Origin of the sequence: Pseudomonas lalkuanensis, from assembly GCF_008807375.1 — a bacterium.
GTDB lineage: Bacteria > Pseudomonadota > Gammaproteobacteria > Pseudomonadales > Pseudomonadaceae > Metapseudomonas > Metapseudomonas lalkuanensis.
In genome coordinates this window covers 3,579,086-3,603,216 of the sequence record NZ_CP043311.1, presented here as the reverse complement: position 1 = coordinate 3,603,216, position 24,131 = coordinate 3,579,086, and the positions used below count along the sequence as shown (strand labels likewise).

Here is a 24,131-nt window from a genome sequence, read left to right as displayed (position 1 = left end):
TGGCTGGCGTCCTCCTTCAGGGACCCCCAACGCAATTCGCGCCCCATCAGAAAAGCCCGCCCGGCAATGCCAGGCGGGCTTTTTTTGCATCCCTCGAATCACCTCAGGCCGGGTAGCGCGAGCGAGACAGCCTACTCGCGCGGTCGGCGCAGCAGCGGCCAGGTGCCGAGCGCGGCGGGTACGCCCAGGCCGAGCCAGGACAGGGCATCCCACCAGCCGTCGCCCAGCAGGGCGCTGAACAGGCCCAGGGAGCAGAGTAGGCCGATGACCGTGGGCAGGACAAAGGTGGATTGCCGCCAGTTCATGCCGCAACCTCTTCGGTCGAGCGCTGCCCGGCGCTGCGGCGCTGTCGTACCCACCAGAGGTACAGGCCGCTGGCGAGCACGATGATGGTGAGGATATCCAGCGCGGCCCAGAGCAATTGCATGGGACGGCCACCATAGTCGCCGAAGTGCAGCGGCTGCGACATCGCCAGGGCGTCCATGTACCAGGGACGCTGCGCCACGGCGGTGACCTCCAGGGTGCGGGCATCGATCAGCACCGGCGTCCACAGGTGGGCGGTGAGGTGCCTGCTGCCGACCATGAACACCGTGTAGTGATGCTCGCTGGAGAAGCGGGTGCCGGGGAAGGCGATGAAATCCGCCTGCATGCCGGGCAGGGCTTCGGCGGCGATCTTCAGGACGTTGTCCGCCGGCGCGCGCTCGGTGAGCTGCGGCGCATTGCGGTAGGGCTCCACCAGGGCGCTGAGGGCGTCCTGGCGCCAGGCGCTGATCAGCAGGTCGGCACAGGCGCTGACGACGCCGGTGATGCCCACCACCAGCGCCCAGGTCAGGGTGACGATGCCGATCAGGTTGTGCAGGTCCAGCCAGCGCGTGCGGGTGGCGCGCTGGTGCCGCACTTCCGCGAACTTCAGGCGGCGCATGAAGGGTGAGTAGAGCACCACGCCGGAAACGACGGCGACCACGAAGAGCACGCCCATGAAGGCCAGCAGCAGCTTGCCGGGCATTCCGGCGAACAGGTCGACGTGCAGGCGCAGGATGAACATCAGCACGCCACCGTTGGCAGCCGGCATGGCCACGGGCTCACCGGTGCGGGCGTCGAGCATGAAGGTGTGGGATGAGTTGGGTTCGGTGCCGGCGGTGGCGGCGGTGATCGCAACCACGCCGTTGGGCTCGTCCTTCTCAAAACCCAGGTACTGGACCATCTCGCCGGGGCGGTGGCGTTGGGCGGCCTCCACCAGTTGCTGCAGGCCCGGGTGCGGTGTGTCCGGTGCCATCTCGCGCAGCTCGGGCGCTTCACCCAGCAGGTGTTCCAACTCGTGGTGGAAGATCAGCGGCAACCCGGTAAGGGCGAGCATCAGCAGGAAGAGGGTGCAGATCAGGCTGGTCCAGGTATGGACGCCGGACCAGCGGCGGATGGTGCTGCTTTGCATGGTGAATCCCTGTTGCGTGGGCTGCCCGCCGGGGCAGCCCTTGTTCACGATCGCGCGAGGCTCAGAACTTGTAGTTCACGCTGCCGACCACGGTGCGTTCGTCACCGTAGTAGCACCAGTAGCCGTCGCACGTGGACAGGTACTCCTTGTTGAACACGTTCTTCGCGTCCACCGCGACGGAAACACCGCGCAGCGAGCTGTCCAGGCGGCCCAGGTCGTAGTGCACGGAGGCGTCGTAGACGGTGTAGGAGCCGGTGTGGCCCAGCCAGGTATTGGCGGTGTTGCCATAGCTGTCGCCGACGTAGCGCACGCCAGCGGCCACGCCGAAGCCGTCGAGGGCGCCGCTGTGCCAGGTGTAGTCGGCCCAGGCGGTGGCCTGGTTGCGCGGCACCTGGGCCATGCGATTGCCCTTGTCCGGGCCTTTCTGGATTTCGCTGTCGGTATAGCTGTAGGAGGCCACCAGCTTGAGGTTCTCGGTGACGTCGGCGATGGCTTCCAGCTCCAGGCCGCGAATCTCCAGCTCGCCGATCTGGCGGGTCACGCTGCCTTCGGTGACGCTGACGTTGGTCTGGTTCAGGTCGTAGACCGCGGCGGTCAGCATGGCGTCGGTGCCGGGCGGCTGGTACTTGATGCCGACTTCGTACTGCCTGCCCTCGGTGGGTTCGAAGGAGACGGTGCTGTCGACGTTGGCGCCCATGGCCGGCTGGAAGGACTCGGCGTAGGAGAAATACGGGGTGATGCCGTTGTCGAACAGGTAGCTCAGGCCCACGTTGCCGCTGAAGGCAGCGTCGCGCTGGGTATTGGTGGCATCGTTCTTGTTGAAGAACTCGGTGCCGGTGTGCACCCAGTCCTCGCGGCCGCCGAGGGTCAGGCGCCAGTTGTCGAGGGCGATCTGGTCCTGGATGTAGAGGCCGGTCTGGTAGGTCTTCTGGTTGAAGTCCTGCATGGTGAAGTAGGTGACACCGGACATGTCCGCCCCGTAGATCGGGTTGTTCACGTTGATCGGCGGTACGCCCATGCCGTAGAGCCAGCGGTAGTTGGTATTGGCGCGCTGATGGTCGAGGCCCAGCAGCAGGGTGTGGTCCAGCTCGCCGGTGCTGAAGTCGGCCTGGAAGTTGTTGTCCACGGCGAACTGGCTTATGTCTTCGTCGACGATGCCGGACTCGCGGTTGACGTTGCCGTTGGCGTCGATGCTGTTGAAGGTGGCCACGTTCACCGCCTGGAATTCCAGGTCGCTCTTGGTGTAGCGCAGGTTCTGGCGGAACTGCCAGACATCGTTGAAGCGGTGCTCGAAGGAGTAGCCCAGCGCGTAGTAGGTGCGGTCGTAGAAGTCCCAGTCCGGCTCGCCCAGGTTCTTGTGGTGGGAGATGTCGCCGAAGGGCGAGTCGATCTTGGTGCCTTGCAGCGGCAGGAACTGCCCGGTGATGCCCGTATCGTCGCGGGTGTACTGGGAGAGGAATGTCAGGCGGGTGTCTTCGTTGATGTTCCAGGTCAGGCTGGGCGCGATGTTGTAGCGCTTGTCCGGGATGTGATCGATGGGGGTGTTGCTGTCGCGCACGGTACCGCTGACGCGGTAGAGGAACTGGCCCTCGTCGTCGATCTTGCCCGTGCTGTCGAAGTTGATCTGCTTGTGTTCGTTACTGCCGGCCTGCAGCTCCACCTCATTGGCCTGCTCCTCCCGGGGGCGACGGCTGACCATGTCCAGCAGGCCGCCGGGCGGCGTCTGGCCGTAGACGGAAGAGGCCGGGCCACGCAGCACGGCGATGCGCTCCAGGTTCCAGGGCTCGATCTTCGGGTTGGCGAAGGAACCGACTGGCAGCGGCAGGCCATCGAGGAACTGGGTCGGCACGAAACCCCGCACCTTCAGCCAGTCGGCGCGGGAGTCGGAGCCGTAGCCGCTGCTCATCACGCCGGCGGTGTAGCGCAGCGAGTCGTTGAGGTTGAGGGTGGGGCGGGAATCCAGCTGTTCACGGGTGATCACGGAGATGGAACGGGGAATCTCGTTGATCGCGGTGTCGGTCCTGGTGCCGGCGGCGGTGCGGGTGGCGACCATGCCGGTGGTGGGGCCCCAGGCGGTTTCGTAGTTGCGGCTGCCGTCGATGTTAACGTCCGGCAGGTTCATCACCTCGTCGGCCACGGGCGCCAGGCTGTAGCTGTCGGTGCCGTTCTGCACCAGGCGCAGATTGCTGCCCTGCAGGGCCTGGGACAGTGCCTGCAGCGGGGTGAGTTCACCCTGCACGGCAGGCGCGGTCCTGCCGGCGGTCAGGGCAGGGTCGACGCTGATGACGATGCCTGCATCCGCGGCGATGCGATTCAGGGTGCTGGCCAGCGAGGCGGACGGTAGCTGGTAGGGCTCGGCCAGTGCCTGGGTGGACAGGCCGCCAAGGGTGACGGCCAGCGCCAGCAGGGGGCGTCGGAACGGGGCGGAAGCAGGGTGCATTGCGAAACTCTCCTAAGTGAGAAATCGTCTCAATGCCTTCTTGCCGAGCCAGAATCGAAAAGTGACAGGGGGACGGAGAAAATTTTTTCTAGCCCGTCCCTGGACTCATTCTGTGTGGGGCGAATCGACCCTTTCGGCGGTTATCGTCGTTGTGCTCGAGGGTTCTCGCGGCGTGGGTAGAGGCGCGCAGCCCATCGCTGGACCGATGGGCTGCGCCCGGGTCTAGTCCCTGGCCGGTACCACGCGCACCCACCAGTCGCTGAAACGCTCGATGCGCACCGGCAGGCTGGGGGGCAGGGCGGCCAGGGCCTTGTCGCTGTCGTTCAGCGGGAACACGCCGCTGATGCGCAGGTTGGCCAGGGCCGGGTCCAGGCCCAGGTAGCCGCTGCGGTATTCGCCCAGGCTGTCGATCAGCTCCGCCAGCGGCATGTCGTCGGCCACCAGCATGTCGTGGCTCCAGGCTTCGGCACCGACCGGCGCGGCTTGGGTGGGGCCGAGGTGCTGTCGGTCGATGCGTACCTGTTCGCCGGCCTGGATGATGCGCTCGCCGGACGCGCTGCGCGGCTCGGCGGCGACCGCCGATTCGAGCACGATCAGGCGGGTCGCATCGCCCTCGCGGCGAACCAGGAAGCGGGTGCCCAGCGGCTGCAGTCGACCCTGGTCGGTATAGACGAAGAATGGACGCGAATCGGCGTGGCCGGTCTTCACCAGGATTTCGCCGCTGCGCAAGTAGAGCCGGCGTTGCGGACCGTCGAAGTCGATATCCAGCGCCGTGCGGCTGTTGAGCTGGACGACGGTGTTGTCCGCCAGGCGCAGTTCGCGGTGTTCGCCGCCGGTGGTCATTTCATCGGCCAGGTAATCACCGAGGGGGCGCTGCTGTGCGAGCAGGCCGAGTCCCAGGCCCACCGCCAGTACCAGCGCGAGGGGGTTGCCGGCGACACGGTGAAGGCTGCGCCGACGAAGGCCGCCGCCGCGCAACAAGGCGCGACGGGCATGGCCGGGAGCGGCAGCTGAGAGGTGCTGGTCGATGCCCGCCAGTTGCTGCCAGACCTGCGCGTGTTCCGGGTGCGCTCCCAGCCAGCGGCGGAATTCGTGGCGTTCCTGCTCGGTGGCCTCGCCTGAGTCCAGGCACAGCTGCCAGGCGATGGCTTCGTCCAGGGCGCGCGCGGATACCCGGCTCATGTCGGTTCTCCATAGAGGGCGATGTAGCACTGGCGCATGCCCTGGGCCAGGTACTGGCGCACCCGCGAGGTGGAAACCCCTAGGCGCTCGGCGATTTCGGCATGGCCAAGGCCGTCCAGGCGGTTGTAGAGGAAGGCGGCGCGCGCCTTGCTGGACAACTGGCCCAGCAGGCGATCGATCTCCCGCAGGCATTCCAGGATCAGCGCCTGTTCTTCCGGGCTTGGGTGGAGGTCCTGGGGCGCCCGGGCCAGCTCTTCCAGGTAGGCGCGTTCCAGGTCATTGCGGCGGAACTGGTCCACCAACAGGCCGCGGGCGATGGTCGCCAGCAGGGCGCGAGGCTCGTGGGGCGGTTGCAGGTCGGCGCGGGAGAGCAGGCGCAGGAAAGTGTCCTGGCTGACGTCCTCGGCACGGTGGGGGCACTGCACCGTCCTGCGCAGCCAGCTGAACAGCCAATCACGATGGTCTCGGTAAAGCAGCCCTACCAGATGCGGGTTCGCGGGATCGCCGGCCGACACGCTGACCTCATTGAGAATAACTGGGAAGAGTGTTTAAGAATTATTCGCAATGATGGCAGAGGCTGGCACCGTGCTGCAATTGGCGAACGGCAGTGGGCGATGGATGGCGGTGCGGGGGAGAAGGGCGGCAAGGGGCGGCACGGGCGCCGCCCCGGAGGGCTCAGTGCTTGTTACCGTCTTCCGGCAAGGCGAGCAACTGCTTCTCCTGGTTCCAGTCGAAGGGCTCGTCGTTCTGTTCGGCCTCGTAGCGGCGCTCGTCGAGACGCTGGTACAGGTCGATCTCTTCATCGGGCATGAAGTGCAGGCAGTCGCCACCGAAGAACCAGAGCAGGTCGCGCGGCACCAGGTGGGCGATCTGCGGATAGCGATGGAATACCTGGCTGATCAGGTCCTGGCCCAGGTACTGGCTGCCTTCCGGGTCACGCGGCAGCTCGCTCATCAGTTCGTCGAAGCGCTCGACGAAGAGGGCGTGGTTTTCCTCCGGAACCTGTTCGGCCTCGCCCAGGGCGACCAGGATGCTGCGCAGGTGGGCGAGCAGGGCTATGTGGTGGTCGAGGTAGGGATTGGCCATGGCGGATGTCCTGAAGCTGAATCGGGCGCGGGAGTATAAGGCCCCCCGCGCCCGCTGTCGTGCCCGGGGCTCAGCGGATGCCGCCCTCGCGGAGGTGGAGTTCCTCCTTGGCGAAGTCGTCGACGTCGATCACCCGCCGCCGTGCCGCTTCGGCGGCGCGGACCTGCCGCGCGTCATCCGCATCCAGCAGGCCCGCTGCCAGGGCCGCGTCTACCAACGGCTCACCCGGCGCAGGACGCAACTGGCCGGACTTCACCGCCGCTTGAAGCTTCTGCAGCAGGGGGCGGCTGTGGCCGGCCTGGTCGATGGCGACTTGCAGGGCGCCTACCGGATCGTCGGCGGAGTGTGGGCGATAGCAGCCAGACAGCAGTTCCTCCAATGCCGGGTCGCCTCGGTCACGGCCGATCACCCCGGCGACCTCGGCGTCCAATGCGTCCGATGGGCCTGGATGGCGGCGGCCAAGGGGGAACACCAGTACCCGCAACAGGCCGCCCGCGATGGTGTTGGGGAAGTTGCCCAGCAGCCCGTCCAGGGCCGACTCGGCCTTGCCCAGGCTCTCCTCCAGGGCCCAGCGCACCAGGGGTTGCAGATGCTCGGGATAGTCGCGGTCGTGGTAGCGCTTGAGAGCCGCCGAGGCCAGGTAGAGATGGCTGAGGGCGTCGCCGAGGCGCGCGGACAGCCTCTCCCGGCGCTTCAGCTCGCCGCCGAGCAGCAACATGCTGCTGTCAGCCAGCAGGGCGAACGCCGCGGCCAGGCGGTCGAGGGCACGGAAGTAGGGACGGCTGAGGTTGTCGCCCGGAGCGTCGCCCATACGCCCCAGGCTCAGGCCCAGCAGCAGGCTGCTGGCAGCATTGCCCACGGCGAAACCGATGTGCTTGAGCAACAGCTGGTCGAACTCTTCCAGCGCCTGGTGGCGATCTTCACGGCTGGCCAGGGCCATTTCCCTGAGCACGAACGGATGGCAGCGGATGGCTCCCTGGCCGAAGATCATCAGGTTGCGCGAGAGGATGTTGGCGCCTTCCACCGTGATGGAGATGGGGGCTCCCTGCCAGGCGCGGCCAAGGTAGTTGCTCGGGCCGAGGATGATGCCCTTGCCGCCGTGCACGTCCATGGCGTGGCCGATGCATTCGCGGCCGCGCTCGGTGAGGTGGTACTTGAGGATGGCCGAAAGCACCGAGGGCTTTTCTCCCTGGTCCACCGCGCTGGCAGTGAGGATTCGCGCGCTGTCCATCAGCCAGGCGTTACCGGCGATACGTGCCAGGGCTTCCTGGACCCCTTCGAATGCCGCCAGGGGCACATTGAACTGCTCGCGGATACGGGTGTACTGGCCCGTCACCAGGCTGGTGAACTTGGCCGCGCCGGTGGCCGCCGCCGGCAGGGAAATCGAACGGCCCACGGAAAGGCAGTTCATCAGCATCATCCAGCCTTTACCGAGCATGGCCTGGCCGCCGATGACGAAGTCCAGCGGCACGAACACATCCTTGCCGGAGTTGGGGCCGTTCATGAAGGCGGCGCCGAGGGGCAGGTGGCGCCGGCCGATCTCCACGCCGGGGGTGTCGGTCGGGATCAGCGCGAGGCTGATGCCGAGGTCTTCCTCTTCGCCCAGCAGGTGCTCCGGATCGTAGGCCTTGAAGGCGAGGCCGAGAAGCGTGGCCACCGGGCCGAGGGTGATGTAGCGCTTCTCCCAGGTCAGGCGCAGGCCGATGACGTCCTCGCCCTGCCACTGGCCCTTGCAGATGATGCCCAGGTCCGGCATGGCGCTGGCGTCCGACCCGGCCAGTGGGCCGGTCAGGGCAAAGCAGGGAATGTCCTCGCCGCTCGCCAGGCGTGGCAGGTAGCGCTGGCGCTGCTGGTCGGTGCCGTAGTGCAGCAGCAACTCGGCGGGGCCGAGGGAGTTGGGCACCATCACGGTGGAAGCGAGGTCGGCACTGCGGGTCGCCAGCTTCATCGCCACCTGGGAATGGGCATAGGCGGAGAAACCCTTGCCGCCATATTCCTTCGGGATGATCAGGGCGAAGAAGCCGTGCCGCTTGATGTGCGCCCAGGCCCTGGGGGGCAGGTCCAGCTGCTGGCCGATTTCCCAGTCGCTGACCATGGCGCAGAGTTCTTCGGTGGGGCCATCGAGGAAGGCCTGTTCTTCATCCGTCAGTTGCGGGCGGGGCGAGTCCAGCAACTTGCGCCAGTCCGGCCGGCCGCTGAACAGCTCGCCGTCCCACCAGACGGTGCCGGCCTCGATGGCATCGCGCTCGGTTTCGGACATGGGCGGCAGCACTCGCTGGAACCAGGCGAACAGGGGGGCGCTGAGCCAGCGGCGGCGCAGTTCCGGCATTGCCAGGGGCAGGGCGGTGGCGAGCCAGCCCAGCCAGAACAGGAGCAACAGCCAGCCCGGGGCGTGGCTGAAGTAACCCATCAGCAGCAGGAAGCCGGCCACCAGGCCCAGGGCGGGAAATGGCGCGGTACGGCGATGGGCGAGACAGGCGATACCCAGGGCCAGGGCGAGCAACCAGAAGAACAGCATGAACGATCCTCCTTGATGGTGGCAGGCGCGTCACGAGCTTAGTCGCCATCCAGGAGCGTGGCGACAGGAGAGCCAAACTTGGCCGGAATGTCGTATCCGCAAGGAAATCGGGCTGGATAGACTGGGCGCCATGTCCGCAGGAGATTTCCCCATGCAGCGCTATCTGGAACCCGGCCGCTTCGTTGATAGTGACCACCCCCTGGTGGTCGAGTTCGCGGAAAGACACCGTGGCGCCAGCCGCGATCCCGTCGATACGGCCGTCAGCCTCTACCTCGCGGCGCGTGACGAGGTTCGCTACAACCCCTACGTGTTCAGCCGCGATCCCGAGACCCTGAAGGCCAGCCATGCCCTGGCGGCGGGCGAGTCCTACTGCGTGCCCAAGGCGATCCTGCTGGCCGCCTGCGCGCGGCATTGCGGCATTCCCGCGCGCATCGGCCTGGCCGATGTGCGTAATCACCTGGCCACGCCCCGGCTGCTGGAACTGCTGCGCAGCGAGGTGTTCGCCATGCACGGTTACACCGAGCTGTACCTCGAGGAGCGCTGGGTCAAGGCCACGCCGGCCTTCAACCTCGCGCTGTGCCGGATGTTCAACGTGGCCCCGCTGGAGTTCGATGGGCGCAGCGACAGCATCTTCCACCCCTTCAATCGCCAGGGTGAGCGCTACATGGAATACCTGGCGGACCACGGCCAGTTCGCCGATCTACCCGAGGCGCTGTTCTTCGACCACCTGGCGTCTGTCTATCCGCACCTGTTCCAGGAAGGCTCGCCGTTCCTGTCGGGCGACCTGCACGCCGAGGCCGCCGCAGCGAGCTGACGCACAGTTTCATAAGCAAAGTTTGCCGGGCACTTTGCCATTGCCCGGCCTGCCAGTAGCATCGTCGCATCACACAGGGAGCGACGAATGCGAACCAAACTGGATGCCTGCCTGCACGCGGTCAATCAGGTGCTGTTGGGCAAGGAGGCACAGGTGCGCCTGGCCCTGACCTGCCTGCTGGCCCGTGGACACCTGTTGATCGAAGACCTGCCCGGCATGGGCAAGACCACTCTGGGCCATGCCCTGGCGAGGGTGCTGGGGCTGAGCTTCCAGCGCATCCAGTTCACCTCCGACCTGTTGCCCGGCGACATCCTCGGCACCTCGGTCTTCGACAAGGACAGTGGCCAGTTCGTCTTCCACCCCGGCCCAGTGTTCGCCGAGCTGGTGCTGGCCGACGAGATCAACCGCGCCACGCCCAAGAGCCAGAGCGCATTGCTGGAGGCCATGGAAGAAGGGCAGGTGACCATCGAAGGTGCGACCCGCCCATTGCCGGAGCCCTTCTTCGTCATCGCCACCCAGAACCCGGCGAGCCAGGGTGGCACCTTCGCCTTGCCGGAGTCGCAGCTGGACCGCTTCCTCATGCGCCTGTCCCTGGGCTATCCGGCCAAGGCGGCGGAGAAGGCGTTGCTGCAGGGCGAGTCGCGCCGCGAACTGCTGCCGCGCCTGGAGCCCATCTTCACCCATGCCGAACTGGGGCTGATCCAGGCCGAAGTGCCCAAGGTGATAGCCCGTGATGCCGTGGTTGACTACGTGCTGCGCCTGGTGGACGCCACCCGTAGCCAGCCGCAGTTCGCCTGGGGGCTGTCGCCGCGCGCCAGTCTGGCGCTGCTGTCGGCTGCCCGTGCCTGGGCGCTACTGGCCGGGCGCGATTACGTGATTCCCGAAGACGTCCAGGCCGTGCTGCCCTCCGTCGTGGGGCACCGCCTGCGCGAGCGCGCAGATCCCTCAGGTCATGGCGGTGGCGCGCTGGTGCAGTGGTTGCTGCGCGAAGTGCCGGCGCTCTGATGCTGGAAGTCCAGGTCGATCGCTGGCTGGCCCGGCGCATCCCGCCGGCCAATCAGGTGCGGCTCGACCAGAGGCGCATCTTCATCCTGCCGACCCGTGCCGGCGCCGCCTTCGGCGTGGCGCTGGTGCCGATGCTGCTGGTGGCGATCAACTACCAGAACAGCCTGGCCTATGGGCTGACCTTCCTGCTGCTGTCGGTATTCCTGGTTGCCATTCTGCATACCTTCCGCAACCTGTCGGGGCTGAACCTCAAGGCGGCGGGCGGTGCCCCGGTATTCCTCGGCGAACAGGCGCACTTCCACGTCACGCTGGAAAGTACCCGCCGCGAACACCAGGCCATTGCCCTTGGTTGGCCACCTTTTCCCCTGCAGGTTCAGGACGTGGCGGCCAGGGGCGCCTGCGACGTGGAGCTGCACCTTCCCACCGAACGCCGTGGCTGGCTGCGCCCCAGGCGCCTTCGGGTAGAAAGCCGCTATCCCCTCGGTTTGCTGGTGGCCTGGAGCTGGGTGGACCTGGATCAGGCGCTGCTGGTCTACCCACGCCCGCTGGAGGGCGACCTGCCGTTGATGCCAGGGCGTGGCGAAGATGACGGTGATGACGGCCAGCACGTGCTTGGCGCCGGAGCGGACGACTATCAGGGATTGCGCGCCTACCAGCCGGGCGATTCGCGCCGGCGCTTGCACTGGAAGGCCTACTCGCGGGGGCAGGGCCTGTTCGTGAAGGATTTCGCCGCCCTGGCCGGACGTGATCTCTGGCTCGACCTGGACCCGTTGAGCGGTGACCTCGAAGAGCGCCTCGGCCTGTTGTGCCATTGGGTGTTGCAGTTGTCCGCCCGTGGCCAGCCCTTCGGCCTGCGACTGGGGGCGCAGGAGTTGGCAGTGGATTCCGGGGACGCCCACCGCGAAGCCTGCCTGCGCGCCCTGGCCCTGTTCGGGACGCCGCGATGAAAGCCAGCCTGCTCATCACCCGCATCGGCCTGATCTGGCTGCTGGTCGCCCAGGTGCTGGTGATCCTGCCACTGCTGCCGCACCTGCCGCTGTGGATCATCGCCATGTGGCTGGGGTGCGCCGGCTGGCGCATCCAGATTTTCCGCATGCGCGCCCAGTACCCCAGCGGTCTGGTCAAGACCGGGCTCATCCTCGCCGTGGCCCTCGGGGTATCCCTGTCCCGGGGCACGCTGGTGGGGCTGGATGCGGCTGTCGTGCTGCTGGTGGCGGTGTTCATCCTCAAACTGGTGGAGTTGCGCAGCCAGCGCGATGCGCTGGTGCTGGTGCTGCTGGGATTCTTCACCCAGGTCACCGCGTACCTGTTCAACGACGGTATGCTCGCGGCCCTCTACAGCCTGCTCCCCCTCTGCACCTTGCTGGCCGCCCTGGTGGGGTTGCAACAGAGCCGCTTCGCAGAGCATCCACTGGTACCGCTGAGGGCCGCCGGCAGCCTGCTCCTGCAGGCCGCGCCGCTGATGCTGCTGCTGTTCCTGTTCTTCCCGCGCCTGGGCCCGCTCTGGTCGCTGCCATTGCCGAACGACAAGGGCGTCACCGGCCTGGCGGACGCCATGAGCCCGGCGGACGTCGCCGAGCTCAGCCGTTCCGGTGAGCTGGCCTTCCGTGCCAGCTTCGAGGGCACGGTACCGCCCATGAGTCAGCTCTACTGGCGCGCGCTCACCCTGGAGCGCTTCGACGGCCGCCGCTGGTCGCAAACCCTGGGCTCCCAGTTCGGTCCGGCGGCCGATTGGCGCAAGGAGGGCGAGCCGCTGCGCTACAGCATCGTCATGCAGCCCAGCGGGCGGCCCTGGCTGTTCGGGCTGGATGTGGCCGAGACCCGCGAGCCGGACGTGCGCAGCCGGGCAGATTTCCGCCTGGAACGACGCCAGCCGGTGGATCGCACCTTGCTCTATCAGGTCACCTCCTGGCCGGGGGCGGTGCGCGAGCCGGCGGGAAACCCGGCGGCATTGCGCCGGGCCTTGCAATTGCCGGAGCAGGGCGAACCCCGTACCCGGGCCTGGGCAGCCGAGCTCAAGCGGCAGCATGCGAACCCGCAGCAACTGGTGGACGCGCTGTTGGCGCATTTCAATCGTGAGCCCTACGTCTACACCCTGAAGCCGCTGCCTCTGGGGGAAGACAACATCGACGCCTTCCTCTTCGATACCCGACGGGGCTTCTGCGCCCACTATGCCGGCGCCATGACCTACGTCCTGCGCGCGGCCGGCATCCCGGCGCGTGTGGTGGCCGGCTACCAGGGCGGAGAACTGAACCCCGCCGGCAACTACGTGCTGGTGCATCAGTTCGACGCCCATGCCTGGGTGGAGTACTGGCTGCCGGAGCGCGGCTGGATCAGCGTCGACCCCACCTTCCAGGTGGCGCCGAGCCGCATCGAACGCGGCCTGGAAGAGGCCATATCCGGCGAACAGAGCTTCCTTGAAGGTTCGCCCCTGTCCCCCCTGCGCTATCGGCAGGTGTCCTGGCTGAACCAGGTGCGCCTGGCCTGGGACAACCTCAACTACGGCTGGCAGCGCTGGGTGCTGGGTTATCAGGGCGAAGCCCAGGTGGAACTGGTACAGCGCTGGTTCGGTTCCCGGGACAGCCGCGTCCTTGGCGTCGGGCTGGTAGGGGCCGGGGCGGTGCTGATGGCGTTACTGGCGCTGTTCCTGTTCGCGCCCTGGCGCCGTGAGCGCGACCCGCAGTTGCGCCAGTTCCAGGCATTCGAGCGCCTGCTGGCGCGCCATGGCGTGTCGCGCGGAACCGGAGAGGGGCCGCGCGCCTTCGCCGAGCGCGCCAGTCGCGAGCTGCCTGGGCAGGCCGGGCAGATCCGTGCCTTCGCGGCTGCCTTCGAAGCCAGCCGCTATGCCGCTCACCAGGGGGCTGACCCGCAGCGGTTGCTGACAGCGTTGCGCAAGTCATTGCCCTGGCGCCTGCGACCTGTACGCGGATGATCCATGCTGAGTAATGCGCTGCCCGTCCGGGCCCGATTTCTGGAGAGACGCTAGATGGCCGCACTGCTGGACGACCTGATCGCTCAGGTCATTGCCCTCGAGATTCGTCTGCGTGCCTGTACCGAACGTCTGGTGGCGCGTACCGATGATGAGGCTTTGCACGACCTGCGGGTGGCGACGAGGCGATTGCGGAGTCTGTTGCGCCCGTTGCGTGGCCTGGCGGCGGTGGATGTGCTGGACCAGGCGGCGGCCGACCTGGCGAGGCTGAGCAGCCCGTTGCGGGATCTGGAAGTGCTGATCATCGAACTGCGCAGCCATCGCCTGGAGCGCCTGGTCCCGGCTCGCGAGCTGGCGCTGAACAGCGGCTATGCGCAGCTCCTTCTGGCGCCGGAGTTGACGCGTCTGTTGCAGGTGCTCGAAGCCTGGCCTCACCTGATGCGGGCGTATGATCGCGAAGGCCTGGTGACGGGGCTGCAGAAGAAGATCGAGAAATTTCTCGGCAAGAGTCGCCGGCAGGTCGAGCAGGCCCTGCGCGCGCCAGGCCATGATCGTCATCGTCTGCGCTTGCTGATCAAGCGGCTGCGCTATGGGCTGGACGTCTACCCGGATCGGGTCGAACTGTCCTCGCGGACCCGGCAGCTGCTGGTGGGTGCGCAGACCGCCTTGGGCAATTGGCACGATCATGTCCAATGGCTGGCCCGCGCGGAAAAAGAGCCGGACCTGCGGCCGCGGGTCCGCGCCTGGCAGGTCGCCATGCATGCCGCCGAAGTCCGTTCGGACCGGGTGCTGGAGAAGTTGCAGCGCCGCCTTGGTTGACCCGGCCTTGGCCGTTCTCCCCTTTGCCTTGGCGTGGCAGCCCTGCGCCGCGCCTTTCGGGCCGGCGAGGCAATGCCCTAAGATCGCCGCCTGGGCGTTTGACTACAGGGATTTCAGATGAATTTTTCCGAATTGATCCAGGCCGCTCGCCGCTATCCGGGCGAAATGGTTGTGCCTGCTACTTGGGGGCAGGGGCGTGCGGTATTCGGCGGCGTGGTCGCCGCGCTGGCATTCGAAGCCATGCGTGCCAAGGTCGAGCCGGGCAGGCCAGTGCGCTCCCTGGCCATGACCTTCGTCGGTCCATTGGAGCCGGAGGTGCCGGCCAACTTCGAGGCCGAATTGCTGCGCGAAGGCAAGGCGGTGAGCCAGGTGTTCTGCCGCGTGGTACAGAAGGGCCAGGTTGTGGCGCTGGTGCAGGGCAGTTTCGGCGGTTCGCGCCAATCGGTGGTGCAACTGGAAGCCGAGCCCGCGCCCGAGATGAAGCCGGTCGCCGACTGCTTCGAGCTGCCCTTCATCCCCGGCGTTACCCCGGAATTCACCCGCCACCTGGCCATGCGCTGGTCCATTGGCGGCCTGCCGTTCTCCAACAGCCGCGAGCGCGATATGGGGGGCTGGGTACGCTTCCGTGGCGATGTGGTTAAAGAGGTGGTCACCGAATCCCATCTGCTGGCCCTGGTGGATGCCTGGCCGCCAGCTACCGTGCCGCATCTGCCGTCCCCCGTGCCGGGCAGCACCCTGACCTGGACCATCGAGTTCGTGCAGCCGCTGCCGAAGCTGGATACCCACGACTGGTGCAAGTACCGCGCGCGCATCGAACATGCCCGTGATGGCTACGGCCATGCCGCAGCGGCGCTGTGGAGCCCCGAGGGCGAACTGGTCGCCATGAGCCGGCAGACGGTGGTGGTATTCGGCTGAGTCCTTGCCGACGATTCATCGCGGCGAACGACATTCCGGTGACGGGTGGATGACGCTTTTTTTCATCCACCCGGACTGATCAGCGCTTCTTGTTGCGCCAGTTGCGCCACCACTGGCCACTGAGCAGGAAGCGCGGGAAGGTGACGAACTGCTCCACCAGCAGCCGGCCGATGGCATCCTTGCGACCGCTGAAGGGTTCCGGCTGCACGGCTTCCAGCTTGTGGCCGCGGGCCTGCAGCGCCAGTGAGGCGAGAATGCCGATCACCCCCAGCACCAGCGCGCGGAAACTGAAGGTGAACAGGCCGTTCGCCAGGCTCAGTGCTGCGACGATGAAGATCGGCACCGCAATGATGTGCAGGATCAGGTTGGCGGGGTGCTGGTGGTTGTCGGAATAGGTCCGCCATTGCCACGCATGCAGATTGGGTAGTCGCTTGCCCATGACCGTCTCCTTGGGGGGAATGACGGCAGCATAGTCCGGCCCTTGCGGACCGGCGAATGCCTTCTTCCTATGGAGCGGATAGCCGCAAACCGAGAGGTTTTTGGCCTCGCAAGGCGCAGCAGATCCGGCTCAGGCGCGCAGCTTGAGCTTGCGAATGGCCTGTGAAAGCTCGCTGGCCAGCCCCGCCAGTTCATTGCTGGTAGAGGCGGACTCCACGGTCTGGCCGACGGTGAGCTCGGTGACGTCGCGAATGCCCACCACGGCGCGGGTCATTTCTTCGGCCACCTGGCTCTGTTGTTCGGCTGCCACGGCGATCTGGGTATTGCTCTCGCGCATCTGTGCCACCGCCCCGGTAATGGCGGCCAGGGCGGCGCCGGCCTCATGGGCAGCCTGCACGCAGTCGTCGGCCTTGATCGAACTTTCCCGCATGAATTCCACGGCGTCGCGGGTGCCGGACTGCAGCGCAGTGATCATGCTGGTGATCTCGTCGGTGGAGTCCTGTACGCGCTTGGCCAGGTTGCGCACTTCATCGGCCACTACGGCGAAGCCTCGGCCCATTTCCCCGGCGCGGGCGGCCTCGATCGCGGCGTTCAGCGCCAGCAGGTTGGTCTGTTCGGCGATGCCGTGGATGACGTTGACCACGCCGCTGATCTTCTGGCTGTCCTCGGCCAGCCGCTGGATCATTTCCGCGGTCTGCTGCACGCCGGAGGAAAGCCCGGAGATGGACTGTTCGACACGCTCCACCACGAGCTGTCCGGCGCCCGCCAACTGGTCGGCATTCTGCGATTGGTCGCGGGTGTCGGCGGCGTGCTGGGCGATGTGGTGGACGGTGGCCGACATCTCGTTGATGGCGGTGGCGGCCTGGTCGGTCTCGCTCTGTTGCCCGAGCATCCCCTGACGCACTTCACCCATGCTGGTGGCCAGCCGCGCGGCGCCTTCATCGAGGCGGGCGACAGCCTGGGCAACTGTGCTCACCACGCGCTCATAACCGGCCTGCATGGCGTTGAAGGCGCTGGCCATCTGGCCCACTTCATCCCGGCTGTCCAGCGGCACGCGGGCGGAAAGGTCGCCGCTGCGTTCGACGTGGAGCATCACGTCCTTGAGGGTATTGAGGTGGCTGAGCAGGAAGCGGATCAGCAATTGCGAGGCCGCCAGCAAGGCGACCATCAGCAGGAATACGGAGATCGCGTATTCCACGAGACGGGCACCGAATAGCTGGATCAGGCTTGGGCTGCTGGCCAGGACCGCGACACGCTGGCCATCGGCGCGATCGAATACCTGGGCGCCGGTGACGGGGTCATTGCCGAACAGCCCATCGTGTTCCAGGGCAACCCAGCCGCTGGCCTTGACCAGGGCCTGGCCGCCGGGCAATTGCGGTGCGCTGCCGGCGTCGAAGGCGAGGATCCGGGGCGAGGAGGGCAACGCCTGGCCGGCGGGCCAGGAACGCAGCAGCTGTGCCTGGGCTGCAGCTGCCGCGCGAGCATCCTCGGCGCGGCCCTGCTGCTCCAGGAAAAGGGCATGCAGGACCAGCAGGAGGGTGGTGAAGAAGGCCACCGCATTGACGGCCCAGAACTTGTATCTGAGGGAAATATCGCGAATCCAGGTACCCATGATGTTCTTCTTATGACTCGGACGGTGTTGGCAAGGTGCCAGCATTTTCTGACGGAAATTTCCTACCGAAGTTGATCCGAATCAAGAGGGCACTGGAAAGCCGCCTTCAGTCGATGGCTGGCAGGCCGAAGAAGGCGCGGGCGCAGGCGGTGGTGTGGCGCGCCAGCTCTTCCTGGCTCTCGCCGCGATGAAGGGCCACCTCCCGCAGCACTTCGGTGAGGAAGGCCGGCTCGTTGTGTCCGTGCCTGGGTTTCGGCCGCAGGCTGCGCGGCAACAGATAGGGGGCGTCGCTCTCCAGCATCAGGCGGCCGCGGGGAATGGCGCGCACCAGATCGTGCAGGTGGATGCCACGGCGTTCGTCGCAGATCCAGCCGGTGATGCCGATGTGCAGGTCGAGGTCCAGGTAGCCGTAGAGGGCGCGCTTCTCGCCGGTGAAGCAATGCACCACGGCGGCGGGGAGGCGATCACGAAACTCCCGCACGATGGCCAGCAGGCGTTCGTCGGCGTCGCGCTCATGGAGGAACACCGGCTTGCCCAGCTCGGCGGCCAGCGCGAGCTGCTCTTCCAGCGCCTTTTCCTGTTGCGGGCGTGGCGAGAAGTCGCGATTGAAGTCCAGCCCGCATTCGCCTACCGCACGCACCCGCGCTTCACCCAGGAGCACTCGAAGTTGGCGCTCGCAATCGCTGTTCCAGTCGCTCGCCTCGTGTGGGTGGACACCGGCGGTGCTGAACAGTCGCAGACCGCTTTCGTCCAATTGTTCGGCGGCCAGGAGGGCCTTTTCGCTGTCCTCCAGATTGGTGCCGGTCAGCACCAGTTGGCAGACGCCGGCTGCGTGGGCGCGCTCCAGCAAGGCGCGGACATCGCGGGCAAGGCTGGGATGGGTCAGATTGACGCCGATGTCGATGAGTTGCATGGTGCTACCTCGGATTGGAGCAGGGCAGCATAACAAAGCTCGAAATAATTCAAAAAAACCAATACTTACAGGAACTTGGCGGCGCATATTGAAGTCAATGCCACGCTTTGGCTGGCATCGGGGGCGAAGCTGTGACACTCTCCGCGCCCCTCGCTGACCAGCCAAGGATTCGCGGCGCAGCCCTGAACGCTCATGCGCGCGCTGACGCCAAGCCCCGTCCCTGGAGATCCGATGACGCGACCGCTGCTGATCCTGTTCTGCCTGCTCGCGTTGCTGCCCGCCGCGGCGAGCGCGCGTCTGGCGGGCCCGCCGGAAGTCTGGCAGCAACCGGCCGAAGCCCGTGACCTGGCGCAGATCCGCCGCAGTGGTGTGCTCAAGGTGCTGGTGAACCAGAGCCGCAACAGCTCGGGTGAGGTCAAGGGCGAACAGGTAGGCGTGGAATATCACCGCGTCCGCGCTTTCGAGCAGTACCTCAATCGCAATGCCCGCGACGGGCGCGAAATCAAACTGAAGCTCATCCCCAAGGCGAAGGACCAGCTACTCCCGGCACTGCAGCGCGGCGAGGGTGACCTGGTGGCGCCCGGCGAGTTGATGTACCCGGGCGTGGGCGCCGCCGTCAGCGCCAGTGCGCCGCTACGCAAGGACGTGCCGCTGGTGCTGGTCAGCCGCCAGGGACAGCGTCGTTACCAGCACCTGGAACAACTTTCCGGCCGCAGCATCGCGCTGCCGGTGGGCAGTGCCGCTGGTGAGGCGCTGCGCCAGGTCAACGAGAAGCTGGCCGGGCGCAAGCTGGCGCCCATCGTCATCGAATGGGTCGACCCGACCCTGGCGGTGGAGGATGTGCTGGAGATGGTCCAGGCCGGCATCTTTCCGCTGACGGCGGTAGAGCAGCCGATTGCCGAGCGCTGGGCCAAGGTGATGCCCAAGCTGCGCCTCGACAAGCATCTGGTGCTGGACCGGCAGGGCGACATGACCTGGTTCGTTCGCCGGGACGCACCGACCCTGCGGGCCAGCGTCGACCGCTTCCTGGCCGAGTACCGGGCTCCGGACGACCAGGATGCCGCCTTCCAGCGTGTCTACCGGCGTCTCTACAAGGTCCACAACCCCCTCGCGCACAGTGAGCGCCAGCGCCTGGAGCGCGTGCGCCCGGTGTTGCAGCGCTACGCCGACCAGCATGATTTCGACTGGCTGAACCTGGCGGCCCTGGCCTACAAGGAATCCAGCCTCAATCCGGCGGCCAGGGGCGCCAGCGGGGCCACCGGCCTGATGCAGATCACCCCTGGGGCGGCGCGCAGCGTCGGCGTGGGGAATATCCAGAAGCTGGATAACAACGTGCAGGCTTCCACCAAATACCTGGCAATGTTGCGGCGCAGCTTCTTCTCCAGCGCCCAGCTGGAAGAGCGCCAACGCATGGCCTTCGTGCTCGCCGCCTACAACCTGGGGCCGCAGCGGGTCCAGGGTATGCGCGCGGAGGCCCGGCGACGCGGCCTGAACCCCAACCAGTGGTTCTTCCAGGTGGAGCGAATTGCCGCCGAGCAGGCCGGGATGGGGGTGGTCAGCTATGTCAACAGCGTGAACAAGTACTACCTGGCCTTCGATCGCGAGCGTTATCTACTGGAACCTTCGAAAAAGGTCACCAAGGGGCGTAAATAATCGAATTATTCGATTTTTGCGCTGAGAATTTTCCGATTTTAATATCAAAAAATTCTACTAAGCTTGTGCTCATCTACTCCCACAACGCAAGGAACACCTCGATGAGCAACCCGATCAAACCCATTCTCGCCACCAACGCCGGTTATGGCATCACCCTGTTGCGCGTCATCACCGGCCTTACCTTCATGGCCCACGGTTCGCAAAAACTCTTCGGCATGTTTGGCGGTTACGGTCTGGCGGGCACCGGTCAATGGATGGAAAGCATCGGCCTGACCCCGGGTTACCTGATGGCCCTGATGGCCGGCAGCGCCGAGTTCTTCGGCGGCCTGGCCCTGGTGATCGGCTTGCTGGTGCGCCCGGCCGCGGTGGCGCTGATCGTCGCGATGGTGGTGGCGATCTTCAGCGTGCACTGGGCCAGTGGTTTCTTCATCACCAACGGCGGTTTCGAGTACGCGATGATCCTCGGCCTGATCAGTGCCACCCTGCTGGTGGAGGGCGCCGGCAAGATGTCCCTGGACCGCAACCTGGGCAACTGAACCTGTTAAAGAGAAAGGCCCGCTTCGGCGGGCCTTTCTGCGTTTTCAGGGCTGCTTTTTCCTGGCTGCCGCGAGTTCGGCGGCGGCCTGCAGGCGCAAACGCTCCTGCGGATTGAATCCTTCTTCCTCCAATTGGGCGATGGCCGCTGCCTTGTCGCCCTGGCTCAGTCCCTCGCTGGCTTCGATGCGAGACCTCTCCTTCAGATACGTCTGCAGCCGCTGTTGCCATTGCAGGCGTTGCTGGTCGAGGGCTTCCAGTCGAATAGTGGCTTCGGCGCCGACCAACTGCTGGCGGAGCTGGCGAATCTGTTCCGGAGTACCACCTGATTCCCTGAGCGCGCCGACCTGGACCCGAAGTTCAGCCTGCAGCTGGCTCGCCGCCAGGGCTTGCAACTCGTCGGGCAGGGTGCTGCGCAGCTGGTCGATGGCAGCAGCCTTGGTCGCCGGCTCCAGGCTGCTGTCCCGCTGGATGGCCAGGCGCTTCAGGGTGAAGGCGTTGTAGGCCTCCTCAAGGGCGAAGAATGCCTGGTGGGCATCGATGCTGAAGATCCGCCCCCGCAGCGCCTGCACCGCTGCTTCGCGTTGGCGCAGGGCATTCAGGTCGGCGAGCAGTGGCATGTCGCGCTCCAGTTGCACGAGCTGGCGCTTGTAATCGAGGTACTGGTCGAGCAACGCCAGGGCCTGGCCTTCCGCCGGGGCGTTCAGTTGTTCGGCTATGTAGCCGCGCAGCCGCCGGATGCTGCCGGTCAATGGTTCTTCGCCCTGGGTGCTGAGGAAGTAGTCGAAGATCCGCCGAATGTCTTCGGTGATCAGGAGACTGCCGCTGGAATCGAGATGGAAACGACCGTCCACCGCCGTTCCAGACAGTGAAGCCGGCATCGTCCTTGTGCCGATTGCCTCCGTTGATGGTGCGCGTGGTTCGCTCCGGCTGGCTGGCAGTGGCGCCGGGGGAGCAGACATGGCGCTGCTCATGACTGCAGGAGCCATGCTGGACGCCGCCGGGGCGGGTTTGCCGCCCCATTGCAGCAGGATGGCCAGGGCGCCGGCGAAGGCGATCGGGAGCAGCAGCAGGAGTCTTCTCACAGGGGCTCTCGGCAGGCAGGGGAAGTGCGGGGCCGAAGGCCCCGCGGGCAGGGCTCATAGGCCGTCGTTCTTCAGCCGGTTGGCCTGTTGACGATAGACGGTGACCGGATCGGTTTCGAACAAACTGGTCAGCCCCAGGGTCTGGTTGACCTCGTCCAGGTGATTCATCCGGTAGTCGTCGCGGATCACCTTGCCCATGTGCGAGCTGCAACGCCCCACGAGTCCGTCGTTGGCTTCGCTGCCGAAGGTCAGGGAACTGGCGCCGAGCATGGCATCACTGACATCCAGTACGTTGGTCAGTGGGCTGGTGCCACTCCAGGAGTAGTAGCGCACGCCGTTGACCTGGTAGGCACCTTCGCCGCAGGCCGTAGTGGGCAGGCCCTGCGGGAAGCGTGCGTTGAAGGCTGCCGCGCCCTGGCTGTTCAGCGATTCCAGAGAGCCGAGGGCATTCTGCTCCAGGTCGCTGCTGCTGCCCGAGAGGAAGTTGATCAGTGCCCCCAGACCGTTGACGATGCCTGCAAGCAAGACCTCGCCGGCCGAGCCCGGCGGCACGTTGCGGATGAAGTCGGCAGCGGCCGAGCCCTTGTGCGGAGCGCCCACGCTGGTGGCCGATGCGACCAGATCTGGCCTTACCGCCGCCACGTAGCGAATGGTCGGGCCGCCATGACTGTGGCCGATCAGGTTGACCTTGGGGCTGCCGCTGATGGCGACGATTTCTTCCACCTGTTCCAGCAGCTCTTCGCCGCGGGCTTCGGTGGTGTTCAGTTGGCTGACCTCGGTGACGTAGACGCGCGCGCCATCGCGGCGCAGCGCTGAGGGAACGCCATACCAGTAGTCGACGCCGAGGATGCTGTCGAAACCAAGCATGCCGTGGGTGAGGACGATGGGGTAGCGGGTCTGGGTATAACCGCTGGAACCGAACCAGAGTGCCTGGGCCTGTTCCGAGGCGGCGAGCCCGGCGGCAAGGCAGAGGGCGAGCAGGGTCTTGTTGTTCTTCATGTGCGCTCTCGATGTTGTGCGTGGGTGGGCCTGTCTGCATTCCCTGGCATGGCCACGCCCCTCCTGGGCGTGCACTTCAAGCAGGGCCGAGGGCAGGAACCATGCCATTCAGCACATGTCGCGGATGAGCGCTCTGGATCGGGCTTTTCGCGGAGGTTTACATCCGTTCACCCGAAGATGTCTGCCACTTCGCTGTTACGCGGCGAAACGTCAGGCTGGGGCCGGAGGCCGCAATGGCCAGTGTCCGAGGGCGTGGTAGCGCGTGCCTTTGGCGGTGTTTTCCGAGGCGTAGAGGGCGAATTCGGTCGCCGGCCAATCAAAGGTTGGGGTGGGAGTCGAGGGCAGTCTTGGGCAGTGCCGGGCCAGGGTCAGGTGCGGTTTGAAATGACGTGTCTCCAGGTTGAAGCCCGAGATCAGCAACTGCTCGCGGAGGCTGCGCTCCAGGTCGGCCAGGGCTGGCGGGACCTGGCTCGGGGCCAGGTGCAGCAAGCCGTTCTTCCAGCGCGCCAGGCGGTCCAGGTGCAGGATGAATGTCCTGGGGGTCAGGCTTGCGGCCAGTGCTGCCAGGGCTTCCACCTGGCCGCGGGGTTGCGAGCCGAGGAAGGCGAGGGTGAGGTGCAGGTTCTCCGGCGCGACCGGCTTGCCTTCGACCGGGTTCTGGGCGCGCCAATCAACGATCTCATGGGCCAGTTGGGGGCAGCAGGGAATGGCGAAGAACAGGCGCAGCGGCGGAGTGCTCATGGGCGTCTCCCAAGGCGAAATGGTCGCCTTGACAGTATTGCGCGGGCTTCTCTAGGATGTCGCCCCATGCGCCGATTTAGTCAGCTACTTGCGGGGCGCGGAAGTCATCAGAGGCTTCTAAATACCGCTAAAACGCTGGTTCGGTGTCGCCTCTCACCGCTGCCCAGCGGGACCCAACGAGGCGGAGACATGACACCATGACCTGTCCCCAACCCCTGCTCCGACTAGCCCCGATCACCACTGGGCTGGCATTGCGCAATCCGCGAATCCTGCTCGGCGGCTCCCACCAGCCGACACTCCTGCGTTATCTCGAAGGCTGGCCCAAGCGTTGGGGCCGTCCACGCAACTTCCTCATCCAGTTCGCCCATGAAGGTGAATCACTCGCCCGTTTTGCCAGTGACAGTTTCGACATGGCCGTGATCCAGGCGCCGTCGGCCGAAGCGCTGCCGGAAGTGCTGGGTCAACTGGTGCGGGTGGCGCGGCAGGGGCTCATCACCCGCCGCTGATATCCGGCGGCGTTACGGGTAGTCGATCTCGACCACGTACCAGGTCTTTTCCCCGGTGGGCGCGTTGACCCGTACTTCGGCATCCAGCGCCTTGCCCACCAGGGCGCGAGCGAGAGGGGAGTCGATGCTGATCAGGTTCTGCTTCAGGTCGAATTCATCAGGCCCGACGATGCGGTAGCGGGCCTGCTCGCCATCGTCGTCTTCCAGCGTCACCCAGGCGCCGAAGTAGACCTTGCCGGGATCGGCCGGTCGATCACGCACCACCTTGAGGTTCTCCAGCCGCTTGGTCAGGAAGCGTACGCGGCTGTCGATTTCCCGCAGCATCTTCTTGCCGTAGGTGTACTCGGCGTTCTCCGAACGGTCGCCCTGGGCAGCCGCTTCGCTCACGGCCTGGGTGACCTTGGGCCGGCGCACGTGCCACAGCTCGTGGAGTTCGGCGCGCAGGCGGGCTTCGCCTTCCGGGGTGATCAGGGGGGTGCCGGCGGTGCGGGGCGGGCGATAACGGCTCAT

General features: G+C 66.2%; 23 protein-coding genes. 9 read left to right on the top strand and 14 right to left on the bottom strand.

Annotated elements, in window-relative coordinates:
• Window positions 1–131: 131 nt before the first annotated feature.
• The 7 genes from FXN65_RS27940 to FXN65_RS16730 all read right to left on the bottom strand — a co-directional run bounded on the left by FXN65_RS27940 (window position 132) and on the right by FXN65_RS16730 (window position 8,658).
• The gene (locus FXN65_RS27940; protein ID WP_178119347.1) at window positions 132–305 is read right to left on the bottom strand and encodes a hypothetical protein; all 174 of its coding nucleotides are present in this window, start codon (window positions 303–305) and stop codon (window positions 132–134) included.
• Entirely contained in the window at window positions 302–1,432 is a 1,131-nt protein-coding gene (locus tag FXN65_RS16755) for a PepSY-associated TM helix domain-containing protein (RefSeq protein ID WP_151134503.1), read from the bottom strand. Before FXN65_RS16755 ends, FXN65_RS27940 begins: the two co-directional genes overlap by 4 nt.
• 61 nt (window positions 1,433–1,493) lie before the next feature.
• Window positions 1,494–3,872: a TonB-dependent siderophore receptor gene (locus FXN65_RS16750; RefSeq protein WP_151134501.1), complete on the bottom strand. Its 2,379-nt coding sequence runs from the start codon at window positions 3,870–3,872 to the stop codon at window positions 1,494–1,496.
• A 222-nt stretch (window positions 3,873–4,094) separates the two neighbouring features.
• A complete protein-coding gene (locus tag FXN65_RS16745) occupies window positions 4,095–5,054 on the bottom strand; it encodes a FecR domain-containing protein (protein WP_151134499.1) in 960 nt (319 codons plus the stop codon).
• Complete coding sequence (locus tag FXN65_RS16740; protein WP_151134497.1) at window positions 5,051–5,569, bottom strand: RNA polymerase sigma factor; 519 nt, start codon at window positions 5,567–5,569, stop codon at window positions 5,051–5,053. The genes FXN65_RS16745 and FXN65_RS16740 overlap by 4 nt, the downstream gene beginning before the upstream one ends.
• A 160-nt stretch (window positions 5,570–5,729) precedes the next feature.
• Window positions 5,730–6,140 (bottom strand): PA2817 family protein, encoded by a 411-nt coding sequence (locus FXN65_RS16735; protein WP_151134495.1) that lies wholly within the window; start codon window positions 6,138–6,140, stop codon window positions 5,730–5,732.
• 70 nt (window positions 6,141–6,210) lie between these two features.
• The gene (locus FXN65_RS16730) at window positions 6,211–8,658 is read right to left on the bottom strand and encodes an acyl-CoA dehydrogenase (RefSeq protein ID WP_151134493.1); all 2,448 of its coding nucleotides are present in this window, start codon (window positions 8,656–8,658) and stop codon (window positions 6,211–6,213) included.
• 151 nt (window positions 8,659–8,809) lie between these two features.
• Between FXN65_RS16730 and FXN65_RS16725 the strand changes: the two genes are divergently transcribed.
• The 6 genes from FXN65_RS16725 (at window position 8,810) to FXN65_RS16700 (ending at window position 15,140) form a co-directional block, all read left to right on the top strand.
• Window positions 8,810–9,472 (top strand): transglutaminase-like domain-containing protein, encoded by a 663-nt coding sequence (locus tag FXN65_RS16725; RefSeq protein WP_151134491.1) that lies wholly within the window; start codon window positions 8,810–8,812, stop codon window positions 9,470–9,472.
• An 87-nt stretch (window positions 9,473–9,559) separates the two neighbouring features.
• Window positions 9,560–10,477: an AAA family ATPase gene (locus FXN65_RS16720; protein ID WP_151134489.1), complete on the top strand. Its 918-nt coding sequence runs from the start codon at window positions 9,560–9,562 to the stop codon at window positions 10,475–10,477.
• Window positions 10,477–11,424 (top strand): DUF58 domain-containing protein, encoded by a 948-nt coding sequence (locus tag FXN65_RS16715; protein ID WP_151134487.1) that lies wholly within the window; start codon window positions 10,477–10,479, stop codon window positions 11,422–11,424. Before FXN65_RS16720 ends, FXN65_RS16715 begins: the two co-directional genes overlap by 1 nt.
• Window positions 11,421–13,409: a transglutaminase TgpA family protein gene (locus tag FXN65_RS16710; RefSeq protein ID WP_151134485.1), complete on the top strand. Its 1,989-nt coding sequence runs from the start codon at window positions 11,421–11,423 to the stop codon at window positions 13,407–13,409. Before FXN65_RS16715 ends, FXN65_RS16710 begins: the two co-directional genes overlap by 4 nt.
• A gap of 54 nt (window positions 13,410–13,463) precedes the next feature.
• Entirely contained in the window at window positions 13,464–14,225 is a 762-nt protein-coding gene (locus FXN65_RS16705; protein ID WP_151134483.1) for a CHAD domain-containing protein, read from the top strand.
• A gap of 117 nt (window positions 14,226–14,342) precedes the next feature.
• A complete protein-coding gene (locus FXN65_RS16700; protein WP_151134481.1) occupies window positions 14,343–15,140 on the top strand; it encodes an acyl-CoA thioesterase in 798 nt (265 codons plus the stop codon).
• 79 nt (window positions 15,141–15,219) lie between these two features.
• On the opposite strand, the gene FXN65_RS16695 is transcribed toward FXN65_RS16700, so the two are convergent.
• From FXN65_RS16695 to FXN65_RS16685, 3 genes are all read right to left on the bottom strand, one after another.
• Window positions 15,220–15,579 (bottom strand): DUF962 domain-containing protein, encoded by a 360-nt coding sequence (locus FXN65_RS16695; protein WP_151134479.1) that lies wholly within the window; start codon window positions 15,577–15,579, stop codon window positions 15,220–15,222.
• Window positions 15,580–15,708: 129 nt separating this feature from the next.
• Window positions 15,709–17,190 (bottom strand): methyl-accepting chemotaxis protein, encoded by a 1,482-nt coding sequence (locus FXN65_RS16690; protein ID WP_151134477.1) that lies wholly within the window; start codon window positions 17,188–17,190, stop codon window positions 15,709–15,711.
• 106 nt (window positions 17,191–17,296) lie between these two features.
• Window positions 17,297–18,103 carry a TatD family hydrolase gene (locus FXN65_RS16685; RefSeq protein ID WP_151134475.1) on the bottom strand — a complete coding sequence of 269 codons (807 nt, stop codon included), beginning with the start codon at window positions 18,101–18,103 and terminating at the stop codon, window positions 17,297–17,299.
• Window positions 18,104–18,334: 231 nt separating this feature from the next.
• Here FXN65_RS16685 and FXN65_RS16680 point away from each other — a divergent pair, with 231 nt between their 5' ends.
• Entirely contained in the window at window positions 18,335–19,756 is a 1,422-nt protein-coding gene (locus FXN65_RS16680) for an MltF family protein (RefSeq protein WP_151134473.1), read from the top strand.
• 101 nt (window positions 19,757–19,857) lie between these two features.
• Complete coding sequence (locus tag FXN65_RS16675) at window positions 19,858–20,292, top strand: DoxX family protein (RefSeq protein ID WP_151134471.1); 435 nt, start codon at window positions 19,858–19,860, stop codon at window positions 20,290–20,292.
• Window positions 20,293–20,337: 45 nt separating this feature from the next.
• On the opposite strand, the gene FXN65_RS16670 is transcribed toward FXN65_RS16675, so the two are convergent.
• From FXN65_RS16670 to thpR, 3 genes are all read right to left on the bottom strand, one after another.
• The gene (locus FXN65_RS16670) at window positions 20,338–21,375 is read right to left on the bottom strand and encodes a lipase secretion chaperone (protein WP_151134469.1); all 1,038 of its coding nucleotides are present in this window, start codon (window positions 21,373–21,375) and stop codon (window positions 20,338–20,340) included.
• Window positions 21,376–21,429: 54 nt separating this feature from the next.
• Window positions 21,430–22,374: a triacylglycerol lipase gene (locus FXN65_RS16665; RefSeq protein WP_151134467.1), complete on the bottom strand. Its 945-nt coding sequence runs from the start codon at window positions 22,372–22,374 to the stop codon at window positions 21,430–21,432.
• A gap of 210 nt (window positions 22,375–22,584) precedes the next feature.
• On the bottom strand, window positions 22,585–23,115 hold the full coding sequence (gene thpR, locus FXN65_RS16660; protein ID WP_151134464.1) for an RNA 2',3'-cyclic phosphodiesterase: 531 nt from the start codon (window positions 23,113–23,115) through the stop codon (window positions 22,585–22,587).
• 197 nt (window positions 23,116–23,312) lie between these two features.
• Between thpR and FXN65_RS16655 the strand changes: the two genes are divergently transcribed.
• Complete coding sequence (locus FXN65_RS16655) at window positions 23,313–23,621, top strand: class I SAM-dependent methyltransferase (RefSeq protein WP_151134461.1); 309 nt, start codon at window positions 23,313–23,315, stop codon at window positions 23,619–23,621.
• 12 nt (window positions 23,622–23,633) lie between these two features.
• On the opposite strand, the gene greB is transcribed toward FXN65_RS16655, so the two are convergent.
• Window positions 23,634–24,131 (bottom strand): transcription elongation factor GreB, encoded by a 498-nt coding sequence (gene greB, locus FXN65_RS16650; protein ID WP_151134458.1) that lies wholly within the window; start codon window positions 24,129–24,131, stop codon window positions 23,634–23,636.